The sequence below is a fragment of the Cellvibrio sp. OA-2007 genome, assembly GCF_000953825.1.
In the GTDB taxonomy this organism is placed as follows: domain Bacteria; phylum Pseudomonadota; class Gammaproteobacteria; order Pseudomonadales; family Cellvibrionaceae; genus Cellvibrio.
The window spans coordinates 378376-404899 of record NZ_BBUL01000020.1 but is presented as its reverse complement, the minus strand read 5'-3'; the positions used below and the strand labels follow the sequence as shown (position 1 = coordinate 404899).

Genomic DNA, 26524 nt, shown 5'->3' with positions numbered 1-26524 from the left:
GAACCCAAATTTATTCGTTTTACCACCGGCATGCGCAAACAGGCGTGGAATAAAAATGTGTTTTGTTTGGGTCTGGCCAGTGGTTTTATGGAACCCCTCGAATCTACCAGCATTTATTTAATCCAATCCAGCCTTACCCTGCTGCTTAACCATTTTCCCAATAATCAGTTTAATCAAACCCTGGTCAATACAGTAAATAACAACTTGCGTATAAGGCAGGAGAAATTGCGCGATTTTTTAATCTTGCACTACTACGCCAACCAGCGTCACGGCCAAGCCTTTTGGGATGAATGCCGCAACATGACAATTCCCGATACACTCAGCGCGCGCATTGAGCACTTTAAAGCCACCGGCCAACCCCAAGTGGACGAGCTGGATTTTTTTGCCACTAACAGCTGGCTGGCAATGTTTTCCGGGTTTAATATTCAGCCGCAGTATTACCACCCAGTGGTAGATGATTTTGATCTGCAACTCGTTGAGCAGGAATTGCAAGCAATTGCCGCCAGTATTGCCAATACGGTTAAAGCACTGCCCGATCACCTGCATTTTATGCAGCGCAATATTTTTACAAAATCCTCGCGCGCTGTTGAATAACGCTAACCTCATACTCCTGCGCCACTGCCCCCCTTAGTGGCGAGATCGTATATCATGCCAATACAGAAGCTAACAAAAGCACCAGCTTAAAAAAATAGCATGAATAAACGCCGCAGGGGGATTGATAAGTGTTAGATCAACCGATTAAAAAGGTCGTTATTGTCGGTGGTGGTACCGCCGGTTGGATGGCCGCCGCCAGTTTGTCGCAATTTGCTGCGGGCAAGGAGCTGAGCATTACGCTAATTGAATCTACCGCCATAGGTACAGTAGGTGTGGGCGAAGCAACTATTCCCAGCATAGTGCACTACAATCACACCATCGGTTTGGATGAGTTGGATTTTATTCGCGCTACTCGCGCCAGTTTTAAATTGGGCATTCAATTTGAAGATTGGCACAAACAGGGCGAGCAATTTTTTCACCCCTTTGCGGATTACGGCATCAATTTTAACGGTATTGAATTCCAGCATTATTTTTATCGTTTGAAAAAAAACAATCCCAGTGAACACTTGCACGATTATTCCATCGCCTGCCAATTAGCCAAACACAATCGCTTTGCCCAGCCCCGGGAAAACCCAAACAATCCCCTAGCCGATTATTCCTACGCCTATCACTTTGATGCCACACTCTATGCCAAGGTATTGCGCGAGTTATCGCTGTCGCGCGGGGTCATTCACCTCGATGAAAAAGTAGCACAGGTTAATTTACGCGAGGCGGATGGTTTTATTACCTCGCTGCTACTGGCCAATGGCCAAACGGTGGAGGGCGATTTATTTATTGATTGCACCGGATTTAAAGGTTTATTAATTGAAGAGACATTAAAAACCGGCTATGAAGATTGGCAAGAGTGGTTGCTGTGTGACGCGGCAGTAGCGGTGCAATGCGCAAACACCCGCGAACCCACACCCTATACCCGAGTTACTGCATTGAATGCAGGTTGGATGTGGCAAATTCCACTGCAACACCGCATGGGCAACGGCTATGTATTTAGCAGCCGCTTTTTGAGTAAAGAATCTGCCACTGAAACACTGCTGGAAAAAATCAGCGGCACGCCGCTCACTCAGCCAAAACCGTTTGTATTCCAAGCCGGTCGCCGCAAAAAGGTGTGGAATAAAAATTGTTACGCACTGGGTTTAGCCTCCGGCTTTTTGGAACCACTGGAAAGTACCAGCATTTCATTAATCCAAACCGGTATTACTCATTTACTGACATTTTTCCCGGATATGTCGTTTGATCCGGCGATGATTAATGAAGTAAACCGTCGCCACCAGCACGAAATGGAACGCATCCGCGACTTTATTATCCTGCACTACAAACTCACCCAGCGCGATGACACAGAATTCTGGCGTTATTGTCAATCGATGACTATTCCCGACAGCCTGCAACACAAAATCGATTTATTTAAAAGCTGCGGCCATATTGTGCAGCACGAGCCGGAGGCATTTGAAAAATCCAGCTGGCTGAGTATTTATCACGGTTTTGCGGTTACCCCGGAACGCACGGATAATCGTATCGATCATTTCAAGGATGCGGATATAAAAGTGCAACTGGAAAAAATAAAAGCCTCGCTGGCAGAAGCAGGACAACAGGCCACTCGCCATGAGGATTTTATTCGCAAACATTGTGCTGCACCGGATTTTGAATAGCCTCTTGGTATTAATGGATCAAATTAAGGAGCCGTCATTCCTGCTGCAGGGACCCATTTGGCTTATCGCAAGCTGGCGCAATGTTGCTTAATAAAGTCTCCGTGCATAGGCAAACGCATCGCCATTTCATAAATGGCCTGTTTGCCTTGCATTAGAGACTGAGCCAATTTTTCACTGTTTAATGCATCTACCAGCGGATGATATTTTTCAGGCCGAATATGCATTCCCTCCAGAATCGAATACCAACTATCTACACCAAATAAATTTTCGCTGTTGCGCTCCAACTGCCCCCGCTGACGAAAGTCAGCCATTTTTTTCTGCAGCGACGTGGGCATTGGCATAGTGTTACACCAGCGCCAGAAATCCGTATCATCACGCTGGCTGGTGCAGTAGTGCAAAATAATAAAATCGCGCACTTCCAGGTAATCCTGATCTATCTGTGCGTTACATTCCTGCTCCAACAGAGGGATAAAATCCCGATCGGGAAAATTGCGAATAAAATGCACCAGCGTGCGATAGATTAAATGAATTGCGGTAGATTCCAACGGCTCTAAAAAACCCGATGCCAAGCCCAGTGCCAAACAATTCTTGTGCCAAATCTTTTTACGCTTACCTGTCACAAATGGAATAATGCGTGGCTCGTTCACCAAACGCCCATCTACAGCATTTAGTAGCGTCTGGGTCGCTTCGTCATCGGAGCAGTAATCGCTGGCAAAAACATAGCCATTGCCGGTGCGATGCTGCAGCGGAATTTTCCAGGTCCAGCCCGCATCGCGCGCAGTTGCTACAGTGAAGGGCGCAGGCTCATGGATATTTTCCGTCTGCACCGCCACCGCGCGATTACACGGCAAATAGTGTGACCAATCGTCATAACCAACCTGCAAGGTTTCTTCAATTAACAAACCTTTAAAGCCAGTGCAATCGATAAAAAAATCTGCCGTTATTTTTTGCCCGTCAACCAAACTAATTGATGCAATATAACCACGCTGATCCTGCGCAACTGTATTGACAGTGGATTCAATACGCATCACCCCATTGGCTTGAGCAATGCTGCGCAAATAGCGCGCCGCCATTACTGCATCCAAATGCAGAGCGTAACCGTAATTTTCCAGCGGTGTATTTTGCAGCTGTGTTTCCACCATAAAGCGGTGTTGCTCCGCCATAATGGCAGCGGGTGCATGATCCATTAACCGCGTTTCACTTCCCTGTGCAATCGTTTTTAACCAGACTTGATAAAAATCGTGGCCATCAATACGGCGACCGATTTGGCCAAAGGGATGAAAAAAATTATTGCCCTTGCGATACCAATCATCGAACCGGATACCCAATTTAAATGTACCCGCAGTGGCCTCAATAAATTCTTTAGGATTTATTTTTGCACTGGCAAGAAATGCCATAAAGGAAGGAACCGTCGCTTCACCCACGCCGATGGTGGCAATATCGGGTGATTCCACCAAGGTGATTTTGGTATCTGTGCCCTTCAGAATATTTGAGATAAGTGCAGCGGCCATCCAACCCGCCGTGCCGCCACCCACAATTGCAATCGAGCGGATAGGATTTTGTGTGATTTGCATAGACGGTTTTACCTATACCCACTCAGCTTTACAATGTTGATTGATAAATTCCTGATGCCCCGGTAAATCGGCAACCGCAGCGGCAATTGAGTTGCGCATAGCCGCTAAACTCTGTTGCAAATAATCGGGGTTGAGGCGCTCTACATTTTTATCGTACTGGTCAGGATAGCAATGAAAGCCGTTATAGATTGCCAGCCAGGAATCCGGGTGAAAAATTTCCCACGGAAAATGCAATAACTCGCCACGCGCCTGATAGGCATCCATTTTTTGTTGCAAGGTATCGGGCACTGGCATAGCGCGACAATACTGCCAAAATTCGCTGTCGGTGCGCTGATTGGCCTTGTAATGCAAAATAATAAAATCGCGAATGCGCTCCCATTCAGTGGCGGTTACCTCATTAAAATAGTCGCAGTTTTGCTGATTAAAATAGGGCACCGGAAACGAGCCGCAGATTTTTTCAATCCCGGTTTCAATTAGCGCGATACTGGTGCTTTCCAGCGGCTCCAAAAATCCTGCTGCCAAACCAATGGCAATACAGTTTTTATTCCAGGCTTGCGCGCGGCGACCGGCAGTAAAACTAAATTTGCGCGGTGTATGTAATACCTTGCCATCTATATGCTGCAACAAAATAGTTTCAGCCTCAGACTCATCCATAAATTGGCTCGCGTACACATGGCCATTACCCTGCCGATGCTGCAGAGGAATTTTCCACTGCCAACCCGCCGGGTGCGCCATAGAGACTGTGCGCACCGCTGGTTCACCGACTAATTCCGATTGCACAGCGAGTGCGCGGTCGCACAGCAACCATTGACTCCAATCGATAAAACCGGTTTTTAATGCGCCGTTAATTAACAAGCCATTAAAACCGGTGCAATCAATAAATAAATCCCCAGTAAGAGTTTGTTGGTTATCAAGCGCAAGGGATTGAATAAAACCATTCGCACTATTGAGCTGAATCGATTCTATTTTTGCATCTACATGCCGCACCCTATGCGCCAAAGCGTAGTCGCGCATTAACTCTGCAAATTTGCTCGCATCGAAATGCAATGCCCAATCAAATACCGATAAAGGCGACGATGGGTTTTCGGCTGGAAAAGTAAATTTATTGGCGCGCGCCATGGCTATGCCGAGCGAATATTCTTCAAGCAAACTTTTATCACCCAACGCTTGTAATTTAAGCCAGTAATGATGGAAACGAATTCCGTTGGCCTCGTGGCCAAATAATCCAAACGGGTGGATAAACGATGAATCCTGTTTGTACCAATCTTTAAATTCAATGCCGAGCTTTACGGTTGCGCTGGTTTTGCGCATCACGTCCATATCGCTCATACCCAGTGACTGATAAAAGCGGCGCAGCGTTGGAATGGTTGCTTCGCCCACGCCGACAGTGCCAATTGCACTGGATTCCACCACCGTTATGGTTATATCGGTTTTTGCAAAATGCTGGCTGAGTTTTGCCGCCGCCATCCACCCCGCGGTGCCACCGCCGGCAATGACAATTGATTTGATTTGATGGTTTTCGCTCACACACAGCTCCACAGCGGAAATTGATTGGCAATTACTCTAGCGGAAAAAACAAAGCCACGGTGTGTTATCACCGTGGCTTTGTGCGGATTAACGCAATTTCATTTAACTAAATCGGTTTAACTAAATCGGTTAAACAACCACTTAGAATTTGAAACGCGCACCCAATGCCCAACGTGCTTCGTAGATATTTTGGAAGGCTTTTTGGTCTTCAAATTCTACGTAAGTTTGTTGGATTTCTTCCAGAATGTTTGAGCCATTCACATACACAGACCATTGGTCGTTTACATTGTAGGTCAGGTTCACGTCCATTTGACCGTAATCATCTTGATACAGAGATTGTTGGCCAGTCGATGGATTACCACCGGTAATCAAACGTGGTGAACGGAAGTTGTAGGCCACACGCGCTGAAACCACTTCGTTTTCATACCAAGCTACCAGGTTATAAGTATCTTTGGAGTTGTTTACGAATGGCAACTCTTCGTTGTTAAAACCTTTGCGCTCTTGTGAACTATCAGACTTGGTGTAGTTAACATCAAAGCCCATATTGCTCAGTACCGGTGCATCAGTAATGTCGCTCATAGCTAACTTGGCTGCCAGCTCCAGACCCTGAACTTCACCACCCTTACCCTGTACCAGTGCGTTGAACTGCCATGGGCCGCGACGAACACCGTCGGAATCCGGCTCATCCACCATAACGGTACCGTCTTCAATAAAGCTGTCGATCTCGATTTTAAACAGACCGGCGCTCATCATAGACGCACTACCCAAATACCATTCTGCGGACAGGTCAAAGTTTTTAGAACGGATTGGATCCAAGTCCGGGTTACCAGAGAGACTGCCGTTGGCAACACGCATACAGTTACAGTCGTTGTTAAATACACGACCAACTGACTTACCACCACCCCATTGCAGCAGGTTGAGTGGCATCATGCTCTCGCCATAGGCAACGCGCACTTTGACATCTTCCGCAACATCTGCAACCAAGTTTAATGATGGCAAGTAATCGGTGTAGCTGCGTTTGGTTACCACATCGCCAGTATCTACGTTGGTACCTGAGTGCGGCATTTGCGCGCCCACTTCGTTGGCAACAATAGTCAGATCAGTTTCAATAACTTTCAGGCCGACATTACCACTAACAATTCCGTACTCCAGATTTGCCTGCAGGAAGTAGCTAAACTCTTCCAACTCAACACCAAAGGATTGCCCTGGGTTGATTACCTTTGCCTGTGGACCAAATACTTTTTCCTGGAAAGCCAGGGTATCGTCAAAATCACGCGGATCAATTACCCATACCCCGGGAATACCTTTAACACCGCCAAAGTTATCAACCCAAATAACATTGTTGTGTTCATCTATACGGGTTGGCTTGAGCAAGGTGTAGTTTACAAATTCATTGCTGTACGCCTTGCCATTTTGATCCATACCAGTAACTAGTTCGCCCTGCGCCAAGCTTGAATCACACGCTGATGCAGAACCGGCAAATTGGTCTACCGCTTTCCATTGTGCAGCACAGCCACCATTCAGCTTACCGAAGTAAGAAAATTGGCTGCTCTCTACCGCACGGGTGCTGTTACGCGCACCAAAATCAACGCTAGAAATAAACGGCTGATCGTCGAACGCATAATTCCAACGGGTGCTGAAAGTATTCAGGGTGGCATCGCGGTCGGTATTGTTTTCGGAAGAGAAGGCGCCTATGTGATAAGAATCCACATCGGCCATGTATTCAGCAACGGTACGCATACCCTTGCCACCGTTGACCACTTGGTCAAAACCGGAGAAGGTTGGGTGATCGCCCGCTACGTCATAACCAATACGGAAACGGCTCTCAATACCACCCGGCGCGTAGGCTGCAAAACAACCGCCTTTAGCACCGACCACAAGATCACCACGCGATGTATCACATTGACTCGCAGGAATTAAGCCACCTGGGCCAGTGACTATAGAACCTGAGTCAATGCTCAGCATATCGCCTTCACCATAACCATGACGCATAGATGCATTGGCATTGGCACGCGTCAAACGAACCTGACCTGTTAAGGCACCATCATTGTCATAATTCAATTCAGCGTTAAAATTTTGCGAATTTTCCTGGTTGTAGTTGGTTTGTGCGAATGACTGCAAGCGGTAAGGCTCTGCAGTAAATGCAGTGACTGTACGCCATTGATTGCCATCGTAGGTGAAGCTGTCATCGCCGTATTCAGTGGCGGTGGCGTATCCAGCAAAGGTTTGCCAACGGTTATTGTGCGAGAAACCAGCACGGCGGTTCCAACGCTCCTGATCACTGTAGAAATAGTCGGTGACCAATTCAAAACCTTCGCCTAAATCCGCTTGGAAAGACGCGTTCAAACCATCGCGATGACGCTCTTCGGCCTTATGAAAAGCAGCAAAACCCTGTGGCACCAAGTGATGTACATTTGGGTCGCCCAACGGAGTTTGACCCCATGTATGAGTGTTGTTGGTCGCACCAATACCACCATTTTCAGAGGTATCGAAATAACCGTTAAAGTCGGTGGCCAAATTCTTTTCTGTTGTTGCAACTGCAACAAGGAAACCAACGCGATCATTTTTCCAGTTCATCAATCCGGTAAAAGTAGGGTCATTTTCCTTGCTAATAGAACCTTGATCGACTTCACCGGTGCCAGCAAAGGTCCAGCCATCATCCATGTCAAATGGGCGACGGGTCTTCAGGTTTACGGTACCTGAAATGCCGGTTGCAGTATTGGTTGCCAAAGGTGATTTATAAATGTCAGCGCCGGAAAACAAGGTTGATGGCAAATCGCCGAAGTCGGCCGCTGATTGGTCAATAGTCGTTGCGCTCAAAAAGGTCTCGCCGTTCAAGCTGGTGCCAACATTACCCAAACCGCGAATTTGAACTGGACCACCCTCACCTGCAGTACGAGTGACCTGTACACCAGGAATACGCTGTAAGGAGTCAGAAATAGTAACGTCCGGCAATTTGCCGATATCTTCTGCAGAAATACCATCCACTACAGACACCGCATTGCGTTTGGTATTAATTGCACTTTCTTGCGCAGCGCGTACGCCCTGCACTAATACTTCTTCAATATTTTCTTGCGCCTGCACGCCGGAAGCGAGCATCGCCAAAGTTGCTGCTGAGCCGCACAGTACAACTTTGCGGTTCACCATGCGAATTGCATCTCTTAGTGTGTTTCTCATGAACTATCCCTCTAGCTATTTTATGTTGTGGAGACCCCAACAACGCGTGAAACTAACCACAAACAACGTTGTCGAGACGAAACATAAAGGCTACTGGACAACGTTGTCAACTGTGAGTAGTTTCGAAACACTTTTAAAATCCCTTATATTTCAACTAGATAATTAGAAATTTGAAAAAAGTACGCGTTGGATTTACAAAAAAAAACAGTTGTACCCAAAAGGCACAGGGATAAATATGGTTGAGGAAATGAAAAACGCAAATGAAGATGGAAACTTCAGCGCCAAAAAGGGATAAATCATTTTTTTTGGCGCCGATTAAAACTTTATAGCACCTGCTACTTGGCAGACCGATTCAACTGATCTACCGCCAGCGCCAAAAACATATAGTTGGCTTCGCCGCCGCCCATCACATATTCGGTTTGCTGCCAAAAGAACGGCCAGATTTTTAATTCCGGCAAATCCGGGCGAATTAATGCTGTGCCAGAGATAACACCACCGGGAATATAAGACCAATCGGCACGGTTCACACCATAGGCAACCAGCGCTGAATTAGCCCCCACACCCGAAGCAAAACTTTGTGTATTGTCGCCTGGGTGCACACCCAAAATAAAATTGAGTGCATTGACGTAGGAATCAGTACCGGTTAATTCCGGCCAGGATTTATGAAAGAAATATTGTTTAACACCAAACTCCTGAATATTCCAACCAGCGCCCCATATGTTGGGTTTGTAGGGCACACCGTAAGGCGATTCGGTTTTAGCGCGCTCACGCACTTGCTGCTGGTAGGTGTCGACGGCCGCGTTTACCGCCGCGACAAATTTTGCATCGCCAATTGATGGTATTACCCGGCCAATCGCCCAGCCTGTTTTATCAATTTCAGCAACAACTTGTTGCTGCAGGCTAATTAATTCAGCGTGGTATTTATCATCCCCCGTTGCCAAGATTAATTCTGCTAACGCAAAAATGCGCACATCTTGCCGTTTGGTCTTGGGGGCAGCGATTTTGTAAAGATCCTGTGCCGCCGCGAGTGCCTCTTGTGCCATTTTTGGATTGTAGGTTTTCAATACTCGTGCAGCGGCTGCCAGACCCGCTGCTGCATCTAATTCACGTTCGGGATTATCTTCGGTAAAAACCCAGCGATCATCCGGTGTACCAGATTTGCCATTTTTTACTTCGCCATCTTTTAGCGATGGGTCATAGGGTAGATTATCGGTTTGTACCATGGCATCGCCGAGCAATACATATTGGCGAATGGTCGGTTCGATAATGCCGCGATACAAACGCCCCATGGCTTTGTAACCGCCGAGCACACTCAACAAGCCGTGTTCAATTTGTTGCAGCGCATCGTTTTTACCGTCGGCCACATGAATTTCAACCAATTTTTTTTCTTGATCGATCAAGGTTGCATCGTGATTCAAACCAAATTCTTCCACCATGGTAGCGAGCAGCCACACAGTGCCCATTTGCGATTCCACGCGCAAATCATAATCGCCCGCATCGTGCCAGCCACCGGCGTTTAAACCCGGCACTCGCTCACCCGGTTTAAATTTGGTGCGCGTGGTATCGTCAGAAATATAGCCGTCAATATGGTTAAAATTGAGCGGCATCATGATGGCGTCATCCTGATGATCTAATCCATGCCAGACGCGATATTTTTCATTCACGCGCATGTGACACATTTGCACCGGCAAAAAATATTCGAGTGTCGGTTGCCATGCGTGACGCGACAACACATCGTCACCAATTTTAAATGCGTGCGAGGTTTTATCCCGGTAACTTATTTGATACATGCCCGGTTCTTTAATATCCGAGAAATCATGAGTCATATATTGATAGCGCAGGAAATTGCCCCAGGGCTTCACCTTGGCTTTTTTCACCAGCGTTTTGCCTACGTCACTCAATTTGAAAATTTTAATTTCCGAGGCTTTGGTGTCGCGCTTGTCTTGTTCGATCACCACTTTTTTAGGCTGTTGCGAGCCATAACCTAATTGCGATACTTGAATGACCGGCTGGTAAAGCCAGTTTTTAATCACATGGGGTGTGACAATCCATTCCAGCGCCGCTGCAGTTTTGTCGGCGGGAATTGCACCGCGCACTATGTACCAACCGTTATTGTGATTGGCGCGACCATCCCACAGCTCCAGCGAACCGGTTTTACTTTCAATAGTCATGCGCTGTTTATCAGCATCGGGGGCCACAATTAATTTTTTACCAGTCGCCAGCGGTGCTGTTAAAAATTCACCGTGCGGATTTACCAGCGGGCCATTGGGCTGCTGCGGAAAAATTCCGGCATGCTCATCCAACAGCCAGGACTTGCCAAAAAATTCACCGGGGAATATTTCAAAATTAAAACCGATTTTTCCCACCCACTCTGCCGGTAACGGTTTTTCCAAATCGACCGTAATTTTGAATTGATTATCGCCGAGCGCAGTAACTTTTACATCATAGGTGAACTTCAAGTCGGGATAAATAATCGGGTTAAAACCTTTGCGATCCTTGCTGGGATCGGGATAGGAGAGTGACTGGGTAATCGTTTGTGTGTTTTTATCGACAGTTTGTTTGCCACCTACTGGCACTGGCGACCATTGCCCCGGTGAAATTTCCAAGCGCAGATCGCCATTAGCGGCAACGCGACTACCGTGTTGAATAACAGTTACGCCAGTCTGATGGCCATCTGGATAAATATCGCTAAACACAGTGACATTCAGCCCCTGCATTTCAAAATAATCTTTATCGTTAATTGTTAATTCATCAGCAAAACTCAGTGAGGAAAATGCAATCACTGCAGCGAGCATACTGCGATGAACAGAATATTTTTTAATGGATGTTTTCATAGGTCTCTTCATAGGGGAATGCCGTATTATTATTTGTGCGAGCGGTGAGCGAAGAACTCTTATGGTCAGAGAGCACAAAAGCATAAACCTATGCGAGCGCAGAGGTGATAATAAATTTGTCGATATAGGTTAAATAATGTTAATGGTGTAAAGCCGCAGAATTAGGCTTAGTGATACACCACATCTTTGTAGGTAGGCGCCAATTTTGCCAATAAGCGATTTTGCGTGGGCACCGGAATTCCGCACTGCTCCATTGCTAAAATTAAATCGTCCACAATCGCGTTAAATTCGGTATTGGTATAGTTGTAACCTGCATGCACCAATTTCATATTATCGCCGCCATAGGTACAGGGTCCCTCAACCACGGCACAAACATAATCCGACATGCCTTTTTTAAACTTGCTCATGTTCACGCCTTTATAGCGATGTTTCACCCGTTCATCTTTGGCGATATTCAAAATCAATTGATGCGTAATGTTATTGATACCTTCATATTGCCCAAGCGCCTCATAGAGCGATTGCTGCCTGGATTGATTGGCGCAGGCAGAAACAAAAACACATAACACAATACCGCCAAATAATTTTTTCATGCGATGATTCATTGTTAAAAACTCACCTGCAGCGATAGGTACCAACCAGTCTGATTTTTAAATGTCGCTACCTCACCTAAATCGACATAGGCTGCTACCAGTGCGATACGCTTATTAGGAAACCAACCGACAAACGCCGTGTGCCAATCATCTTCTTTAATAAACGATAAATTATTGGGTTTCTGCCGATACTCAGAGCCAACTAACCAGTGACGATTGAGCAACACTCCAGCGGAAATTTCCGGCAGCCACTCTTTGCTGGTATTTTTATCGCCGCCAAAACCAACCAAACCCGTTTGATTTGCATTGGTATAACGCAAGTTGGCATTAAGCAATAAATTGCGATTGAAAAATCCACCGAGGATTAATTTTGTTGCAGTGATATTTAGATCTGTACCCGAATCTTTTTTTGCTCCCACTGCACCTGGCACTAAAAAATCCAGATTTTTCTTATGCTGCACAGCAATACTGATTTGTGGCATGGTGGTATAAATTAAATCGCCCGCCACTCGCACCTTGGCGGCAACAATACGCTGACTAATCGAGTCAGTTGGCAAACTTAATGCCGCGGTTAGCGAATCATGGCTTAGTTTTTGTTGCGCGATAGATAGCTCCAACCGATTGCGCCAACTCCAACTACCACCAATAACATCTAATTGATAATCACCTGTATCCACATGGCTGGCAAACGCCACTGCACTTTGTTCCTCTTGCGCACCGTAGCCGGAAATCACTGCCATAGGCACTATGCCGCCACCTGCAGCGCCTTCAATACTTGTTGCACCACCGGTAGCAAGCAATCGGCTGCGTTTGATTTTGCTATCACTGGCGAGATCTGTTTCAGTTACCGCTGCGGCCACAGTAGCTTGCAACGCAAATACTAAAGCCATCACCAAAATAACAGGCGTGTTTTTTCCGTGCATTATTGAAGCTCCGCGAGATAGCTGTGCACCCATTCGATAAAATCATTTGCCGGTAGCGGTTTACTGTAGAGATAACCCTGCGCAGTATCACAACCGTAGTTTTTTAACAGCGCTTTAATCGCCTCTGACTCAACCCCTTCTGCCGTTACACTCAAACCGAGGGTGTGCCCTAGATCAATCGTGGAGCGCACAATCAGCTGATCATCCGCGCTGGTGTCCAGATTTAAAATAAATGATTTATCAATTTTTAGTTCTGACACGGGCAATTTTTTTAATTGCGAGAGCGATGAATAACCTGTACCAAAATCATCAATTGACAGCGTGAGACCTAAATCGCGCAGACGCTGCAAGTTATGCAAGCACTTATCTGCTTCGCGCATAATCGCACTTTCGGTAATTTCCAAATATAAATTTTCAGCGGGCACTTTGTGTGATTGCAGCAGCTCTGCCACATAGGCCGGTAAGTCATCGACTAACAAATCTAACGCCGAGAGATTGACCGAACAGGTAATGTTTATATTTTCATCCAGAAGCCGACGCAAATGCACTACCGCAGTTTTTAATACCCAACGGGTTAAAATGGTAATTTGCCCTGAACTTTCGATAACGCCAATAAACTCGTCGGGACTGACAAATCCCATTTCTGGGTGGCGCCAGCGCACCAGCGCTTCCGCCCCCAAAATATTCGGCTGCTCCAAATTAATTTTGGGTTGGTAGTACAAGCTGATATGGCCATCGCGCAGCGAACCTTCAAATTCGCGAAACAAATGCAAACGGCGTAAATGTTTTTCATCCCAGCCCTGTTGATACCAACAAGTGCGCTGTTCACTACCGCGCCCTTGATTCACCGCCAAATTTGCCCGGCGCAATAAGGTCTCGGCGGAATCAGCATCATCGGGAAAAGTGGCTATGCCAATATTGACTTCAATACTGACTTGCAAACCACTCACCAGCAATGGCGTTTTAAATGCGGAATGGATCAGCTCAGTTAACTCTATGATGGTTTCAGTGGCAGGCGACATTAAGATTGCCAAAAACTCGTCGCTACCAAAACGCAACACTTCGCCGTGGGTAAGAATGCGCGCAATTTTTTGCCCAACTTCTCGCAATACTGCATCGCCAATTTCCTGACTTAGCTCATCATTAATTTGAGTGAAATTTTTAATATCGATAACTAACAGAAAGACTGATTGTTTAAGCGGACGAGAGCGGGAAATTGCATCATCTAATTCAGGAAATATGCGCAGACGATTGGGCAAGCCGGTTAGCGGATCGTGTTCGGATTGGAACAGCACTTGTTGCTCACGCTCGCCAATTGCATGCTGCATACTAATAAATGCGCGCGCGAGATCGCCCAACTCATCATTGGAATTGACTGAAATCGGTGTCGCATAAAAGCCGCTGGCAATTTTTCGCGCTATATCAGCCAATAGCCTTACCGGGCGTGTCACACTGCGCGCCAAAAACAATGCGGCAATACCCGCTAGTACCGCAAATACCAGCGCTAATATAAATAACTGCACATTTAACCGTGAGAAAGGAGCCAACACCTGACTTAATGGAACTTGCAATACAGCCAACAAATGATTATTTTTCCGCGCTGCAGGTACCGCTAACGAAATAATCTCATTGTAAACAAATACCTCACCCAGTTTTTGCGTAGCCTCCAATTGTTCAACCAAATTGTCGCGCTGCTGCTCGCCTTGTGTGCCATTCAAATAATGAAATTGTTTCCCGTCGTGAATCACAAAAGACACTTCCAAGCCGGTCAAACGCTGCAGCTCTGCACTAAATTCCTGTTTAATTTCAAAACCCATACCGGCAAGGCCGATAATGACCGGTGCTTTTACCGCAAACATTACAAATTGGTAGGCGCGGCCATCCACAATAATGATGTCATAGGCTTGGCCGCGATTTTGTGCCTGCTCCTTAAGGCTGTTAAATTCATCGACGATTTGCAAGCCAAACATTTCATCGCTGGTTATAAATTTTCCATCGTTGGTAATTAGTACACCTATATCGGCTTTTACTCGCGCGGAGTGATTAATGAGTGCAGAGGCAATGGTTTTTTCATCGCGCGTGGCAACCGCATCTTTAAAACCAAAATCGTCGGTAAGCACTTTTACCGAGAGAGCCAATTGTTCTACTTTATTTTGCATAATGCGGGTAAATAGCTCACCCCCCGCAAGCAATTCAGTGCGCGCATTTTGGGTTACTGCTTTATTAATAACCAGACGAGTTGCGAGATAGGAAATGGTTTCCAGCACAACCACTAGCCCGATTAAAAAGGCGAGTAGTTTAAGCAAGTAGCTAAAGCGAGGCATTAGTTTGTCCGCCTAAAATAAATCGGAAAATTCATCGGTAGGTTCAGTCGCTGTAGGCGGCGATAGGTTATTTAACACAATGACTTGTTGTTTAGTCGAATCACCCAACACTATGCGAGACTCGGGAAAATCTTCTCGCATTTGAGGATGATACATTTGCAGTTGATACTCTCCTGCTGGCGCGTTGAGCTGAATGTTTCCCTGCTGATCACTTTGTGCAAAAAAATTCGTTTCCACTACATATATGTAGGCCACCATGGAGTCGTGAATATTGCAGCCCAACACTACAGTACCAGGCTGGTCAAATAGCACCGGCTCGGCAGTCATGCCGTGATATAAACGCAGTTCAAATTTTTTGGCCGGTGAAAACGAATAGACATGATGACGAACATCATCACTGTTGGGAAAGCGCACCAACGTATTGACGCGAATTGCCAACACACCTGGCACAAACATATTATCGCGCTGATCCATAATCGCAGGCGGCACGGCGGTGAAATCAGTTGCTTGTGTTGGCACTAATGCGGCAACTGCATTGGGAATGACTTCGCCATGTTGATTGGTCACTGTTAATAACAGTTGCGCCGATAATGCAGGTACCGACAACAATAAAAAAATACAGGAAAAAATTCGGATAACCACCATACAGCTGTTTCCATTAGATTAGTTGACAGCGATTTCTGCCCGAGGATTTTGCGCTATAGAGCGCTTGATCGGCACGTTCAAATGCCGTTTCTAATACGTCGTTTTCTTTAAACTCAGTTACGCCTACCGATAAAGTGATCGACATAGGTTGATCTTTATAATTAAACGCCGCATTGGCAATCGCATCGCGAACTGTCTCCAATACGTCCAACGCGGTTGCGCTATCTGTTTCCGGCATCAGCGCAACAAACTCTTCGCCGCCATAACGACAGAAAAAATCCACTTCGCGCAACCGCTTTGCAATTGAGCGACCAATCACTTTAATCACCCGGTCGCCGGCTTGATGGCCGTAGGTATCATTAATACGCTTGAAGTGATCTATATCGAATATCGCTATGGTCAGTGGCCGACCATAGCGCTGCCAGCGCTGTACTTCCGCAGCGGCGCGTTCATTATAGGCTTCACGGTTAGGTAACTCGGTGAGTGGATCATGCAAGGCCTTTTGCCGATGAGTTTCCAGAATCGTACGATTATTTTCCGCTTCAACTTCCATGGTTTTTATTTTTGCACCGAGCGTTTGCAATTGCTCCGCCAACAGTTGTTGGGTTTTATCGGTTTGCTGATAGTGATCGATCACCTGACGAATATTGCCCAATTGGGATTTCACTGTATCTTTAAGCTGATTAATATCGGTTGCGCTGGTAGCTGTCGCCTCCAAATCATTCATCCCGCGCATTACATCCGCTTGCAACTTGCGCGATGCAGCACGTTCGTCTTGCGTATTTTTCACCGCGCCACCAAGCAGCATATAAATCTCGGCCAATTCTTGATTCACATTATTTAGATAAGTAGCAAAAGCCTGATTGGCAGCAAGATATGCCTCCATCACCAGATCCCGCACGTTATCAAGCAGCGGAATAAGGTTATCAACACTAACGCCCTGCTCTAATCGCAAGCGCATTGCCGCTACTTTATTAGCAATCACAGATTCATTTTCGAGACTGGTAAAAAATTGGTTGAGCACACGGATAATTTGCGTGGAATAATCGTCGGTTAAATGATTGCTCTGCAGCTGCGGCCGAAGTGGCACAGCAGGTGTTGCTGATGCAGACTCATGCAGCATGGCTGGCAAATGTACGCTTACATCATCGCTCTGTTCAGACGCAACCATTTTGGCGCTGGTTTTACCGCCCAAAATTTTATCGAGCAAACCACTTTTAGGCTGTTCAATTTCGCTCAGTGCCTGCTGTTGAATGCGAGCCAATTGCTGCAGCAGTGCCGGGTATAAACGTACTTTTTTACTGCGCTGTGGTAGTTGCGCAAGGTAAGTATTGAGTTCTTTTTTGACACTGCGCGACAATTTGAACGTTTGTAGCGGCTTGGCTGCGTCCACCAGCGCCTGCTGAATATCCTGCGCACCTTGTTCACGGTGCTTCTCAAATTCAAGTGCTGCCGATTCCAATTGCGCCAAGGTGCGATTGAAATCTATCGGGTTCATTTTGCCGCGCAGTTGCTCGCGCAATTTCGCCATAATCTGATCGAGAGTTTCATCTTGCCCATCGGCGGCAATACTCACTCTCACCAAGGCGCTGCGCAGCATTTCCTGCTGTTCGGCACACTGCTTTTCTAATTGCTCTTGCTCATCCAACGCATTGAGATATTTTTCTCGCCAGTTGTTTTTATCGCCAGAATTGACTGTCATAACACGCTTGTAACCTGCTGGATCAGAGTGAGGGAAGGAAAAAACTATTCCTGAGTATAGCCAGTCAACGCCAATTCACCTTTACCAAAACACAAAAAAACACCTAACCCACAGATTTAGCGCAATAAAAAACCCGCACCAGTTTCCCGGTGCGGGTCTTGTGATCGACCAGCGAGTGATTACTGGGCAGGCGCTTTTGCGGCGCGCTCAGCGCGGGCTTTGGCCACCAGAAAATCCACCACTTTCAACATTTCAGCATGGCCACCAGCCAAACGAGAGCTGACGCGGTATTTTCCTTCTACCACCATTTCAGGAGTGCCCGTTACCTTGTAACCGCGCGCACGCGCTTCTGCTTGTTTAATTTGGCTGGTCACACCAAAAGAGTTAAAGGTGCTCAGTGCTTTGGCTTTATCAACTCCATAAGTGGCAAAAAAGTCAGCCCACTGTTCCGCAGTAACAATTTGCTTGCGCTCCAAATGCATAGCTTTAAACACTGCCATATGGGTTTTTTCTTTTACTTTCAGTGCTACTGAGGTGTAGTAACCGCGAATCAGCGGTTCCATTTGCGGGTTCCACATGGCGTGGGTTTGAGACAGATATACATCTTTAGGTTGTTTCTTTTCCCATGCTTGCAGCAGTGGCTCAAAGTCAAAACAGTGTGGACAGGAATAAGCAAAAACTTCCGCTACTTCGATCTTACTTGGATCAGCAGTGCGTACTGGTTGCTCCAACAACACATAGTGCTGACCTTCCAAATACTCGCTAGACGCCTCTTGCGCGCAGGCACTCAAAGAAAAAACCAGCCCCATCAGGGCAGCCAAAATACGCATACATCGCTCCTCAGTACTTTTATTGTGAATAGACAATCGGGTAAATCATGAATTCAGTTGGATATCTGCGGCATTAGTCTCGCAAATGTCATCCAAGTTCCCAAGCTGGAGCCGGATTCTCCTGCGCTCAGCCGGATCTGTAAAGCAAAGATACAAAAAAGGCGACCAGAGTCGCCTTTTTCATCTCAATTAACCATCAACCGAATTGATGATTAATTTAAGCCCGCAATATAGTTAGCCAGGGCGATAATTTCCGCATCGCTCAACTTGTCAGCCACCGAGCGCATGATCATTTGATCACCGTCGTTAGTGCGGCTGCCAGCGCGGAATGCACGCAATTGCTTCTCGATATACTCAGGGTGTTGGCCACTCAAGCGTGGGAAACCGGCAGGGATATTACCCTTGCCATCCGGCGCGTGACAGCCGGTACAAGCGGGAACACCCGTCGCTGGGTTACCGGCGCGGAAAGTTCGCTCACCCAACTCCAGAGCATCAACCTTAATACCCGAGTTTACTTGTACTTCAATTTTCTTGGAGCCGGACAACTGGGTAGTTTGGCTGGCAAAGTGCGCCGCGATATCCGCCAGATCCTGCTTGCTAAAATTAGCCAGTAGACCTGTCATCTCGGGGATTGCACGGCCGGTCTTGTCTTTTTTGGCCGCATCTTTTTCCAGATCCCACGCTTGGATATCGGTCAATTGCTTCAATAGGTAGCGCTCACCCAAACCAGCAAGTTTGGGGAAGGTTCCCAACATGCTATTGCCGTCAGCACCGTGACATGCGCCACATACAGCAGCCTTAGTCGCGCCAGCGGCGGCATCTCCTGCAGCCATGGCGCCCTGCGCAATTGCTACCAGTCCAAGCGATAAAAGTGCATTTCTTACGATATGTTTCATTGGCTAATCCGATTGATCGATGAATCTGATTGTTATGCGTGCGTCTTTAACTGCTCAGTATAGAATTTAGCTGATGGTTCGCTTAATGACAGGTCAACAAGCTACAATCGCACCTTTAATTCCACTTGATTCCGCATGAATCCTGCTTTTGGCGCGCACGGCGGCCGGTAAAAGCGGCGGCATTATATTACCAACGCGCTAATAACACACTATTTTGAAGGGTTATTATCTTGACCGAGATCGTATTTACCAAAGCTTACTTTACTAAAAGTGCCCCCAGCATCCGTGAATGCCCGCCAGAAACTGGCGCTGAGGTGGCCTTTGCGGGTCGCTCCAATGCGGGTAAATCCAGCGCCATCAACGCGTTGACCAACCAAAAACTGGCGCGCACCAGTAAGACCCCAGGTCGCACCCAGCTGATCAACTTTTTCAATGTTGGCGAAGACCAGCGTCTCGTCGATCTACCCGGCTATGGTTATGCCAAGGTATCGCGCGATCAAAAAGAAAAGTGGCAGCGCGATTTGTCGGAATACTTGCAGAAACGCCAATGCCTTAAAGGGTTAGTGTTGTTGATGGATATCCGCCACCCGTTACAGGAGTTTGATACGACCATGCTCGACTGGGCGATCAGAGGCAATATGCCAGTGCATATATTACTAACCAAGGCCGATAAGCTGAGCCGCATGCAAGCCAACAACTCATTATTTGCGGTACAAAAACAGCTTAAACAAACTCGTCTTGATCAGCTAGTGAGCATCCAGTGCTTTTCTGCATTGAAATATGCCGGGCTCGATCAACTCAAGGCGAAATTGCAATCCTGGCTGGCACCGGAACAAGCTGAGCCGGCTGAGACTGCAGAAGATTTGCCTCCCCAATAAAAAAAATCCGATGATTTAACTAAATCATCGGATAAAAACTGGCACCCTTGGGGTGATGCCAGATGGGCTAAGTCACAAAGAACAACACATCACTAGAAACAACAGGCTAAACAGAGAAAGGCTCCATCAAACAAGTTGCAACTAGGACGCAAGCTAGGCCAAGAAAGTTCAAACAAAATCGTAAAGCATTGTAACTGCAACAATTTTTGCACAATTGCACTCACTCTTTCCCCAAACGACAGACAAAAAAAACCCCGATAAAATCGGGGTTTGCTTAGCATTGATACTTTTCGCTCAGCTGGCTTAAAAGCCATTAGGGGAGGAGTTAGCTCATGATCGTAAAACACACATAACTCAGACCTACCCTTTTCCAAATTAGTTCAAACTATTTTTTAAAAATTTGCACAATTTTTTGTTAATTCAAAAAAATCTTTTAAATACATGCGCTTACAAATAACCAGCACCAAAAAAATAGCTACTTTTTTGTTGCCGCGCTCGGCTCAACTTGCAGCAACGACAGAAAATCAGGCTGCACCTTTAGCTCAAGCCCTTTGACCAAAGGATTTTCCAAATAGATCACCTTGCGCGCCCCCAAGTTCACCGAGTCTAAACTGGGGCGATGATGAATCTGCCATAATTGCTGTAGCGAACCATCGGCATATGCCTTATCCAACCCTAGGCTAATACGCTCTTTGGCAAGCTGGTTGGCTTTATTAAAGTAAAAAAAACGCGGCAGGGGATAAACCAGCATAAAGTGATCATCGATCATCAGTTTTGACAGATGCTTGAACTGCTCTTTTTCACCCAAGATCTCATTGGCACCGCGGCAAAAAAAATCGACTCGCCCACCAATAACCATCAAAAAAATACCATCGTAGTTTTCTATTTCCTGCACTTTTAAGCCGTTGTGACGGAATATTTCGGTATCCGCCCAACCCACACCATGAACAAAACTGTACTGCTGCAGCTGTGCCAGTGTGTCAATTTTTACACCTGCTGCTTTTAACTTTGGGTTAATAAAACAGACTCTATACCCCAACACACCCAGATCTACCGGGAAATTTATATAGTCCAATTGCGCGTGATGGGTTAAGACTTGCTCATAACTCGTCTCAATCACTAAATTGGGATAGGTGTTATCCACCACCGCTTTTAATGAGCGGGCGTAATTGCGCGGCGGAATAGGCTGTAAGCGATAATCGCCATATTCCGGGCGCGTTTTTTCCAGGGCTAACCGCAACAGCGCGGTGCTGTACACGTGATGAGTGTCGCCAGGAGCATAGGCTGAGCGATGGCTCACCACAAACTCTGCGCTCACCCAAGGTGATGCAAATAGTATGAGCGCCAACAATATAAAGCGCCGCACAGCTTTGATCATTTGTGTAACCTCTGCAGACTCATCAATCGCCAGCCGTGTAGTAGATCGCAATCTGTATTCATTAAATACACGGCAAGTGTACCGCTAATGCGCCTCGTCCCAATTGTTGCCAACACCCGCCTCAACCAACAGCGGTACTTTGAGTGTAGCAGCTGCAGACATATGCTCGATTAAACCTGCTCGCACCTGCTCTAACTGCGACTCAGCCACTTCCAACACCAGTTCATCGTGTACCTGCATGATGATTTGTGCATCGAGCCGCGCTTCATCAAGCCAGGCCTGCACTTTGATCATCGCGGTTTTAATGATATCGGCAGCAGTACCTTGCATAGGCGCATTGATCGCCGTGCGCTCAGCGCCCATTTGCAAATTTTTATTTTTGGCGTTGATTTCCGGCAGGTATAAACGGCGGCCAAAAATGGTTTCGACATAACCCTGCTCATGGGCAAGTGCACGAATATTATTCATATAGCGCTGCACACCGGGATAGCGCTCAAAGTAGCGATCAATATATTGCTGCGCTTCATTGCGGCCAACATGCAATTGTTTAGCGAGGCCAAACGCAGACATGCCATAAATCAAACCAAAGTTGATGGCTTTAGCGCTGCGACGCATCTCAGGTGTAACACCATCAAGGCTCACACCAAATACTTCAGCGGCGGTAGCGCGGTGCACATCCAAACCTTTTTCAAAGGCGCTGAGCAAACCAACGTCGTCGGACAAGTGCGCCATAATGCGCAGTTCTATTTGCGAATAATCCGCAGCGATTAATTTGTATCCGGCAGGTGCAACAAAGGCCTGACGAATGCGGCGCCCCTCTTCGGTTTTAATTGGGATATTTTGCAGATTTGGATCTTGCGAGGATAAACGCCCGGTCGCCGCTACCGCCTGATGATAACTGGTGTGGATGCGGCCAGTGCGCGGATTAATTACCAGCGGCAACTTATCGGTGTAAGTAGATTTTAATTTCGCCAGACCGCGATATTCCATCAACACTTTTGGCAGCGGATAATCCAGCGCTAGCTCTTGCAATACTTCTTCAGCAGTAGAGGGTGCGCCAGTAGGTGTTTTTTTCAACACGGGTAATTTTTGTTGCTCAAATAAAATCACCCCGAGTTGTTTGGGCGAACTTAAATTAAATTCTTGCCCGGCGATCTCATAGGCTTTGCGCTCAAGCTGAACTAATCGCTCGCCCAATTCAATACTTTGCTGGCCGAGTAATTTTGCATCAACCAGCGCACCATTGCGCTCGATGCGCGAGAGCACCGGCACCAGCGGCATTTCAATTGAATCAAAAACTGATTTTAACGAAGGAATTTGCTCCAGCTGCGGCCAAAAAAATTGATGCAGGCGCAAAGTGATATCGGCATCCTCTGCAGCGTAATGCCCTGCCTCTTCCACTTTTAACTGATTAAAGCTGAGTTGTTTTACGCCTTTGCCGGCAATTTCTTCAAAGGTGACGGTTTTATAATCCAGGTAATTTTTGGCAAGGTCATCCATGTTGTGGCGACTGCCAATGGAATTCCACACATAGGATTCGAGCATGGTATCGAATTTAATACCGCGCAATTCAATGCCGTAATTGAGCAGCACACTGCGATCGTATTTTAAATTTTGGCCAATTTTTATTTTATTGGCATCTTCCAGAATCGGTTTTAATTGTTCGAGCACCCACTCCAGCGGCAATTGTTCCGGTGCGCCCATGTAGTCGTGACCACAGGGAACATAGGCGGCAATGCCTGCTTCAATCGCAAAATTCACACCGACAATTTTTGCATCCATTATTTCCAGCGCAGTGGTTTCTGTATCAAACGAAAATTGCGCGGCTTGTTGCAGTAAGACCAGCCAATCGGCAAACATTTTTTTGTCGGTGATAATGTCGTAACGAATTTCAATTGGCGCAGCGGGTAAGACTGGCTCTGCCTGTTGTGCATCGCTCACAACCGATGTAGCAGCGGCGGGTGCATCGGTTTTTTCATCACCTAAATCTTTTACCCAATTTTTAAATTCCAACGCTTCAAATAATTCGCGCAGACGCTGATTGTCTGGCGCACCGCGCTGAATAGATTCAGGTGCAATCGCCAATTCCACATCGACTTTAATGGTGGCGAGACGGTAGGACAAATAGGCCATCTCGCGGTGTTCAATTAATTTTTCCGGCATGGTTTTCGCGCCGCGAAATGACAGGGTGCGCACTTTTTCCAGATCGGCATAAATCGCATCCAGGCCACCCATGCCCTGTATTAAACCCTGCGCCGTTTTTTCACCGACACCGGGCACACCGGGAATGTTATCGACCTTGTCACCCATAAGCGCGAGGTAGTCGATCATCAGTTCTGGGCCAAAGCCGTATTTGGCATTGACACCGGGAATATCCAATACAGTTTCGGTCATGGTGTTCACCAGGGTGACGTGCTCATTGACCAACTGCGCCATGTCTTTATCGCCAGTGGAGATAACCACCGGCATTTGCTGCGCCGTGGCCTGATGGGCGAGTGTGCCAATTACGTCGTCCGCCTCCACACCATCTATCACAAATAGCGGCAAACCCATGGCCTGCACTATGTCGTGAATGGGCTGTACCTGCGGACGCAAATCATCGGGCATGGGCGGGCGATTGGCTTTGTACTCGGCGAACATTTCATCGCGGAAGGTTTTGCCTTTGGCATCAAAGATGACCGCAATCGGGCTTTGGGGATAATCCTTTAGCAGGCGGCGCATCATATTCACCACGCCTTTTACCGCGCCGGTGGGCTGCCCCTTGGAGTTAGTTAATGGTGGTAACGCGTGATAAGCGCGATAAAGATAGGAAGATCCGTCAACAAGCACTAAAGGTGCGGCAGTTTGAGTCTGGGTCATAGGTAAACATCTGCAATTAAGGCGGTTTTTGATGGCCAAAGGATACACCAAAGACATCTTCACCGAGCCGCAACCCTGATTCCTCAGCAAGATGGGTAACGATACATCGCTCATTGAAGCCAAAAGTGTTACCTTCCACAGAAGGTGTTACCAGGCGCCATATCTCGAATAAAAATCACCTTTTACCGCTAAGCTTCGGTATTTATTCACATTTAGCTAATTTAAATAGTTAAAAAGTGTACTGGGGGCTAGGCAAATTAAAAAACTCTGTTACCATGCGTTACATAAGGTAACAAATTAAGCCTACCCAAGTTGATTTGGTACCTAGTAAACCTAACCCAAGACAAAAAAGGTTGCTCAAAAGGCAACTGGATTTAAAAACCATCGGAGGAACCCACGATGAAAAAGACCGCACTGATATTTGCAACCCTGATACTGACCGCCACCGGCGCATTTGCTGATGAGGCTACTAATACCGAATTGACCCTGGCTGTCGCCGATGTAGGCGTTAAGACAGTTTGGGTTGAAACCCAGGAAGATGTAGAAGCACGCATTACGGAAGAATTGGCTAACAAGACCGAAATACTGAACGAGAAGGCTAATAGCAAACTCGAGCAGCAACTGGAAGCCAAGATTGCACAAGAATTCGCCCTTTAAGTTGTAGCTGAAGCGGTTAGTCTCCGCTTCAGTGAGCTTTCTTTAAGCTGTTGTTTTGATTGGACTATCTCCCTTATTTTCTCCTCGTGTATTAGCCCTGCACTTGACCTTATAACTTTTTGTTTGGTCACTGCGGGGCTCTTTTTTTGTACTAGTCACAAATTTGCAATTTGCTTTGACTTGGCGCCAGAGTCCCTCGCTGCGTTTATTTTTTGACCTAGAATCGAATTAAGAGGCTGATTTACCGCCAGCATCTTTAAACAACTTCGCTCAACAGCTCTTTAACGCACTGGAGGATGTCAATGGACACCCTAATATTTTCCCAAACCGCAATTTTTCGCATGCAACAACTCGCGAGCTGTGTTTATCACAAAACCGGAATGCGTCACCGCATGGCAACGCAAGAGGGGATGTTGACACTGTTGCGGGAGGCAGGCGCATCAGCCGATAGAGATATAGGCCGCTACTATGATTCATTTGTGATGGAGCTAAACAAGCGTCAGCTGGATGCTCTGGAAGCGCGCGATGTAAGTATGCGCAAACCGTTCTATGCCTCAGTGATCTCGCCGATCCGCAAGGCAGGTTAAAAAACTCTGGCTGAGCTGCTGTAACAACTGTTGATAGCTGGATACCTGTTGATCGCCAATGGGATCCAGCAAACCAATACCTAAATTCAATGTGGTGACCATCCCCTCCAAACCTTGCACCTTGTAGTGGGGTTCCATAAACAGGCACCTTCCCTCATTAGCTAGCACTTCCCGCAACTCCTTCAGGTGTTTTGCACCCGGGCGACGCTCCGGTGTGTAAGTCACATAAGCAACCTGATGCAAACCATAGCGCCCGACAAAATGGCCATAACCTTCATGGTAGACCGCAAAACCCACCGTTTTTACCGGGTTTAGTTGCGCTGCAAGTTGTTTATCCAAGGCTTGCACAGAGAGCGCAAAACGCTGCGCATTCGCCTGAAACTTCACCGCCGATTGTGGTTGCAACTGCGCTAAACGTGTCGCTAATGCCCGGGCAATCACCACCGCATTGCGTGGATCGAGCCACAAATGCGGGTCTTTATCGGTGTGAGCATGATTAGTGTGATGGTGATCGTCATCCTGCTCTATTGCAGGCCAATTCAATCCCGGCAGCTGGTAACTAGTGATGACCTTCTCCACAGGCAGATTGCCCAGCGGGCGGGCGAGAAAACTTTCCATCTCCGGGCCGATCCACAACACCAGATCGGCGTTGCGCAAATTGCGGTGATCCGACATTTTGAGCGGATAATCATGGGGCGACGCGGTAATCGGCAATAAAGTAATCACATCAGCTTGATCGCCCACCACTTCCTGCGCGATTAGCGCCAGCGGTTTGATGCTCGCCAACACTTGCAACTTAGCCTGCGCCGGTAGCGCCAAGGCAAACGCCAAACCGAGCAGCAAGCCGCACCGAACAGAAACACTGCAATACCCCATACCCAAACCGATCCCGTGAAAACCATGCCA

General features: G+C 47.0%; 19 protein-coding genes. 5 read left to right on the top strand and 14 right to left on the bottom strand.

Going from position 1 to position 26524, the window contains the following annotated elements:
• Nucleotides 1–594 (top strand): tryptophan 7-halogenase (locus AWU77_RS02035; RefSeq protein ID WP_193747466.1); only part of this gene is annotated, 594 nt, incomplete at its 5' end.
• A 128-nt stretch (nucleotides 595–722) separates the two neighbouring features.
• Complete coding sequence (locus AWU77_RS02030) at nucleotides 723–2237, top strand: tryptophan halogenase family protein (protein WP_238582284.1); 1515 nt, start codon at nucleotides 723–725, stop codon at nucleotides 2235–2237.
• 62 nt (nucleotides 2238–2299) lie between these two features.
• Here AWU77_RS02030 and AWU77_RS02025 read toward each other — a convergent pair whose 3' ends face one another.
• From AWU77_RS02025 to AWU77_RS01975, 11 genes are all read right to left on the bottom strand, one after another.
• Nucleotides 2300–3811, bottom strand: coding sequence for a tryptophan halogenase family protein (locus AWU77_RS02025; protein WP_062058428.1), 1512 nt, complete (start codon nucleotides 3809–3811; stop codon nucleotides 2300–2302).
• 12 nt (nucleotides 3812–3823) lie between these two features.
• Entirely contained in the window at nucleotides 3824–5338 is a 1515-nt protein-coding gene (locus AWU77_RS02020) for a tryptophan halogenase family protein (RefSeq protein WP_238582283.1), read from the bottom strand.
• Nucleotides 5339–5479: 141 nt separating this feature from the next.
• Complete coding sequence (locus AWU77_RS02015; protein WP_062058425.1) at nucleotides 5480–8515, bottom strand: TonB-dependent receptor; 3036 nt, start codon at nucleotides 8513–8515, stop codon at nucleotides 5480–5482.
• Nucleotides 8516–8850: 335 nt separating this feature from the next.
• On the bottom strand, nucleotides 8851–11349 hold the full coding sequence (locus AWU77_RS02010) for a glycoside hydrolase family 9 protein (RefSeq protein WP_062058421.1): 2499 nt from the start codon (nucleotides 11347–11349) through the stop codon (nucleotides 8851–8853).
• Nucleotides 11350–11516: 167 nt separating this feature from the next.
• On the bottom strand, nucleotides 11517–11939 hold the full coding sequence (locus AWU77_RS02005; protein WP_062058507.1) for a group 1 truncated hemoglobin: 423 nt from the start codon (nucleotides 11937–11939) through the stop codon (nucleotides 11517–11519).
• Nucleotides 11940–11953: 14 nt separating this feature from the next.
• Complete coding sequence (locus AWU77_RS02000; RefSeq protein ID WP_202966603.1) at nucleotides 11954–12862, bottom strand: DUF3034 family protein; 909 nt, start codon at nucleotides 12860–12862, stop codon at nucleotides 11954–11956.
• A complete protein-coding gene (locus AWU77_RS01995; RefSeq protein WP_062058418.1) occupies nucleotides 12862–15186 on the bottom strand; it encodes an EAL domain-containing protein in 2325 nt (774 codons plus the stop codon). The genes AWU77_RS02000 and AWU77_RS01995 overlap by 1 nt, the downstream gene beginning before the upstream one ends.
• 12 nt (nucleotides 15187–15198) lie before the next feature.
• On the bottom strand, nucleotides 15199–15831 hold the full coding sequence (locus tag AWU77_RS01990; protein WP_062058415.1) for a methylamine utilization protein: 633 nt from the start codon (nucleotides 15829–15831) through the stop codon (nucleotides 15199–15201).
• Between the two features lie 13 nt (nucleotides 15832–15844).
• Nucleotides 15845–17533 (bottom strand): GGDEF domain-containing protein, encoded by a 1689-nt coding sequence (locus tag AWU77_RS01985; protein ID WP_062058412.1) that lies wholly within the window; start codon nucleotides 17531–17533, stop codon nucleotides 15845–15847.
• Between the two features lie 179 nt (nucleotides 17534–17712).
• The gene (locus tag AWU77_RS01980) at nucleotides 17713–18363 is read right to left on the bottom strand and encodes a thiol:disulfide interchange protein DsbA/DsbL (RefSeq protein ID WP_062058409.1); all 651 of its coding nucleotides are present in this window, start codon (nucleotides 18361–18363) and stop codon (nucleotides 17713–17715) included.
• A gap of 212 nt (nucleotides 18364–18575) precedes the next feature.
• The gene (locus AWU77_RS01975; RefSeq protein WP_062058406.1) at nucleotides 18576–19259 is read right to left on the bottom strand and encodes a cytochrome c; all 684 of its coding nucleotides are present in this window, start codon (nucleotides 19257–19259) and stop codon (nucleotides 18576–18578) included.
• Nucleotides 19260–19489: 230 nt separating this feature from the next.
• Between AWU77_RS01975 and yihA the strand changes: the two genes are divergently transcribed.
• The gene (gene yihA / locus AWU77_RS01970) at nucleotides 19490–20137 is read left to right on the top strand and encodes a ribosome biogenesis GTP-binding protein YihA/YsxC (protein ID WP_062058402.1); all 648 of its coding nucleotides are present in this window, start codon (nucleotides 19490–19492) and stop codon (nucleotides 20135–20137) included.
• A gap of 475 nt (nucleotides 20138–20612) precedes the next feature.
• On the opposite strand, the gene AWU77_RS01965 is transcribed toward yihA, so the two are convergent.
• Both AWU77_RS01965 and polA read right to left on the bottom strand, forming a co-directional pair.
• Complete coding sequence (locus AWU77_RS01965) at nucleotides 20613–21566, bottom strand: hypothetical protein (RefSeq protein ID WP_152625221.1); 954 nt, start codon at nucleotides 21564–21566, stop codon at nucleotides 20613–20615.
• 33 nt (nucleotides 21567–21599) lie between these two features.
• Nucleotides 21600–24374 carry a DNA polymerase I gene (gene polA / locus AWU77_RS01960; protein WP_062058501.1) on the bottom strand — a complete coding sequence of 925 codons (2775 nt, stop codon included), beginning with the start codon at nucleotides 24372–24374 and terminating at the stop codon, nucleotides 21600–21602.
• A gap of 399 nt (nucleotides 24375–24773) precedes the next feature.
• On the opposite strand from polA, the gene AWU77_RS01955 reads away from it, so the two are divergent.
• A complete protein-coding gene (locus AWU77_RS01955) occupies nucleotides 24774–25031 on the top strand; it encodes a hypothetical protein (protein ID WP_062058396.1) in 258 nt (85 codons plus the stop codon).
• Between the two features lie 302 nt (nucleotides 25032–25333).
• A complete protein-coding gene (locus AWU77_RS01950) occupies nucleotides 25334–25618 on the top strand; it encodes a hypothetical protein (RefSeq protein WP_062058393.1) in 285 nt (94 codons plus the stop codon).
• Here the strand turns inward: AWU77_RS01950 and AWU77_RS01945 are convergent.
• Nucleotides 25586–26494: a zinc ABC transporter substrate-binding protein gene (locus AWU77_RS01945; RefSeq protein WP_062058390.1), complete on the bottom strand. Its 909-nt coding sequence runs from the start codon at nucleotides 26492–26494 to the stop codon at nucleotides 25586–25588. The genes AWU77_RS01950 and AWU77_RS01945 overlap by 33 nt on opposite strands.
• Nucleotides 26495–26524 lie beyond the last annotated feature (30 nt).

Bases quoted from the DNA above. Each gene is read 5' to 3' on its own strand.
- AWU77_RS01955 (WP_062058396.1), top strand. From the start codon at position 24,774: ATGAAAAAGACCGCACTGATATTTGCAACCCTGATACTGACCGCCACC.
- AWU77_RS01990 (WP_062058415.1), bottom strand. From the start codon at position 15,831: ATGGTGGTTATCCGAATTTTTTCCTGTATTTTTTTATTGTTGTCGGTA.
- AWU77_RS02005 (WP_062058507.1), bottom strand. From the start codon at position 11,939: ATGAAAAAATTATTTGGCGGTATTGTGTTATGTGTTTTTGTTTCTGCC.
- AWU77_RS01975 (WP_062058406.1), bottom strand. From the start codon at position 19,259: ATGAAACATATCGTAAGAAATGCACTTTTATCGCTTGGACTGGTAGCA.
- AWU77_RS01980 (WP_062058409.1), bottom strand. From the start codon at position 18,363: ATGCGTATTTTGGCTGCCCTGATGGGGCTGGTTTTTTCTTTGAGTGCC.
- AWU77_RS01950 (WP_062058393.1), top strand. From the start codon at position 25,334: ATGGACACCCTAATATTTTCCCAAACCGCAATTTTTCGCATGCAACAA.
- AWU77_RS01985 (WP_062058412.1), bottom strand. From the start codon at position 17,533: ATGACAGTCAATTCTGGCGATAAAAACAACTGGCGAGAAAAATATCTC.
- AWU77_RS02000 (WP_202966603.1), bottom strand. From the start codon at position 12,862: ATGCACGGAAAAAACACGCCTGTTATTTTGGTGATGGCTTTAGTATTT.
- AWU77_RS02010 (WP_062058421.1), bottom strand. From the start codon at position 11,349: ATGAAAACATCCATTAAAAAATATTCTGTTCATCGCAGTATGCTCGCT.
- AWU77_RS02025 (WP_062058428.1), bottom strand. From the start codon at position 3,811: ATGCAAATCACACAAAATCCTATCCGCTCGATTGCAATTGTGGGTGGC.
- polA (WP_062058501.1), bottom strand. From the start codon at position 24,374: ATGACCCAGACTCAAACTGCCGCACCTTTAGTGCTTGTTGACGGATCT.
- AWU77_RS02015 (WP_062058425.1), bottom strand. From the start codon at position 8,515: ATGAGAAACACACTAAGAGATGCAATTCGCATGGTGAACCGCAAAGTT.
- AWU77_RS01995 (WP_062058418.1), bottom strand. From the start codon at position 15,186: ATGCCTCGCTTTAGCTACTTGCTTAAACTACTCGCCTTTTTAATCGGG.
- AWU77_RS01945 (WP_062058390.1), bottom strand. From the start codon at position 26,494: ATGGGGTATTGCAGTGTTTCTGTTCGGTGCGGCTTGCTGCTCGGTTTG.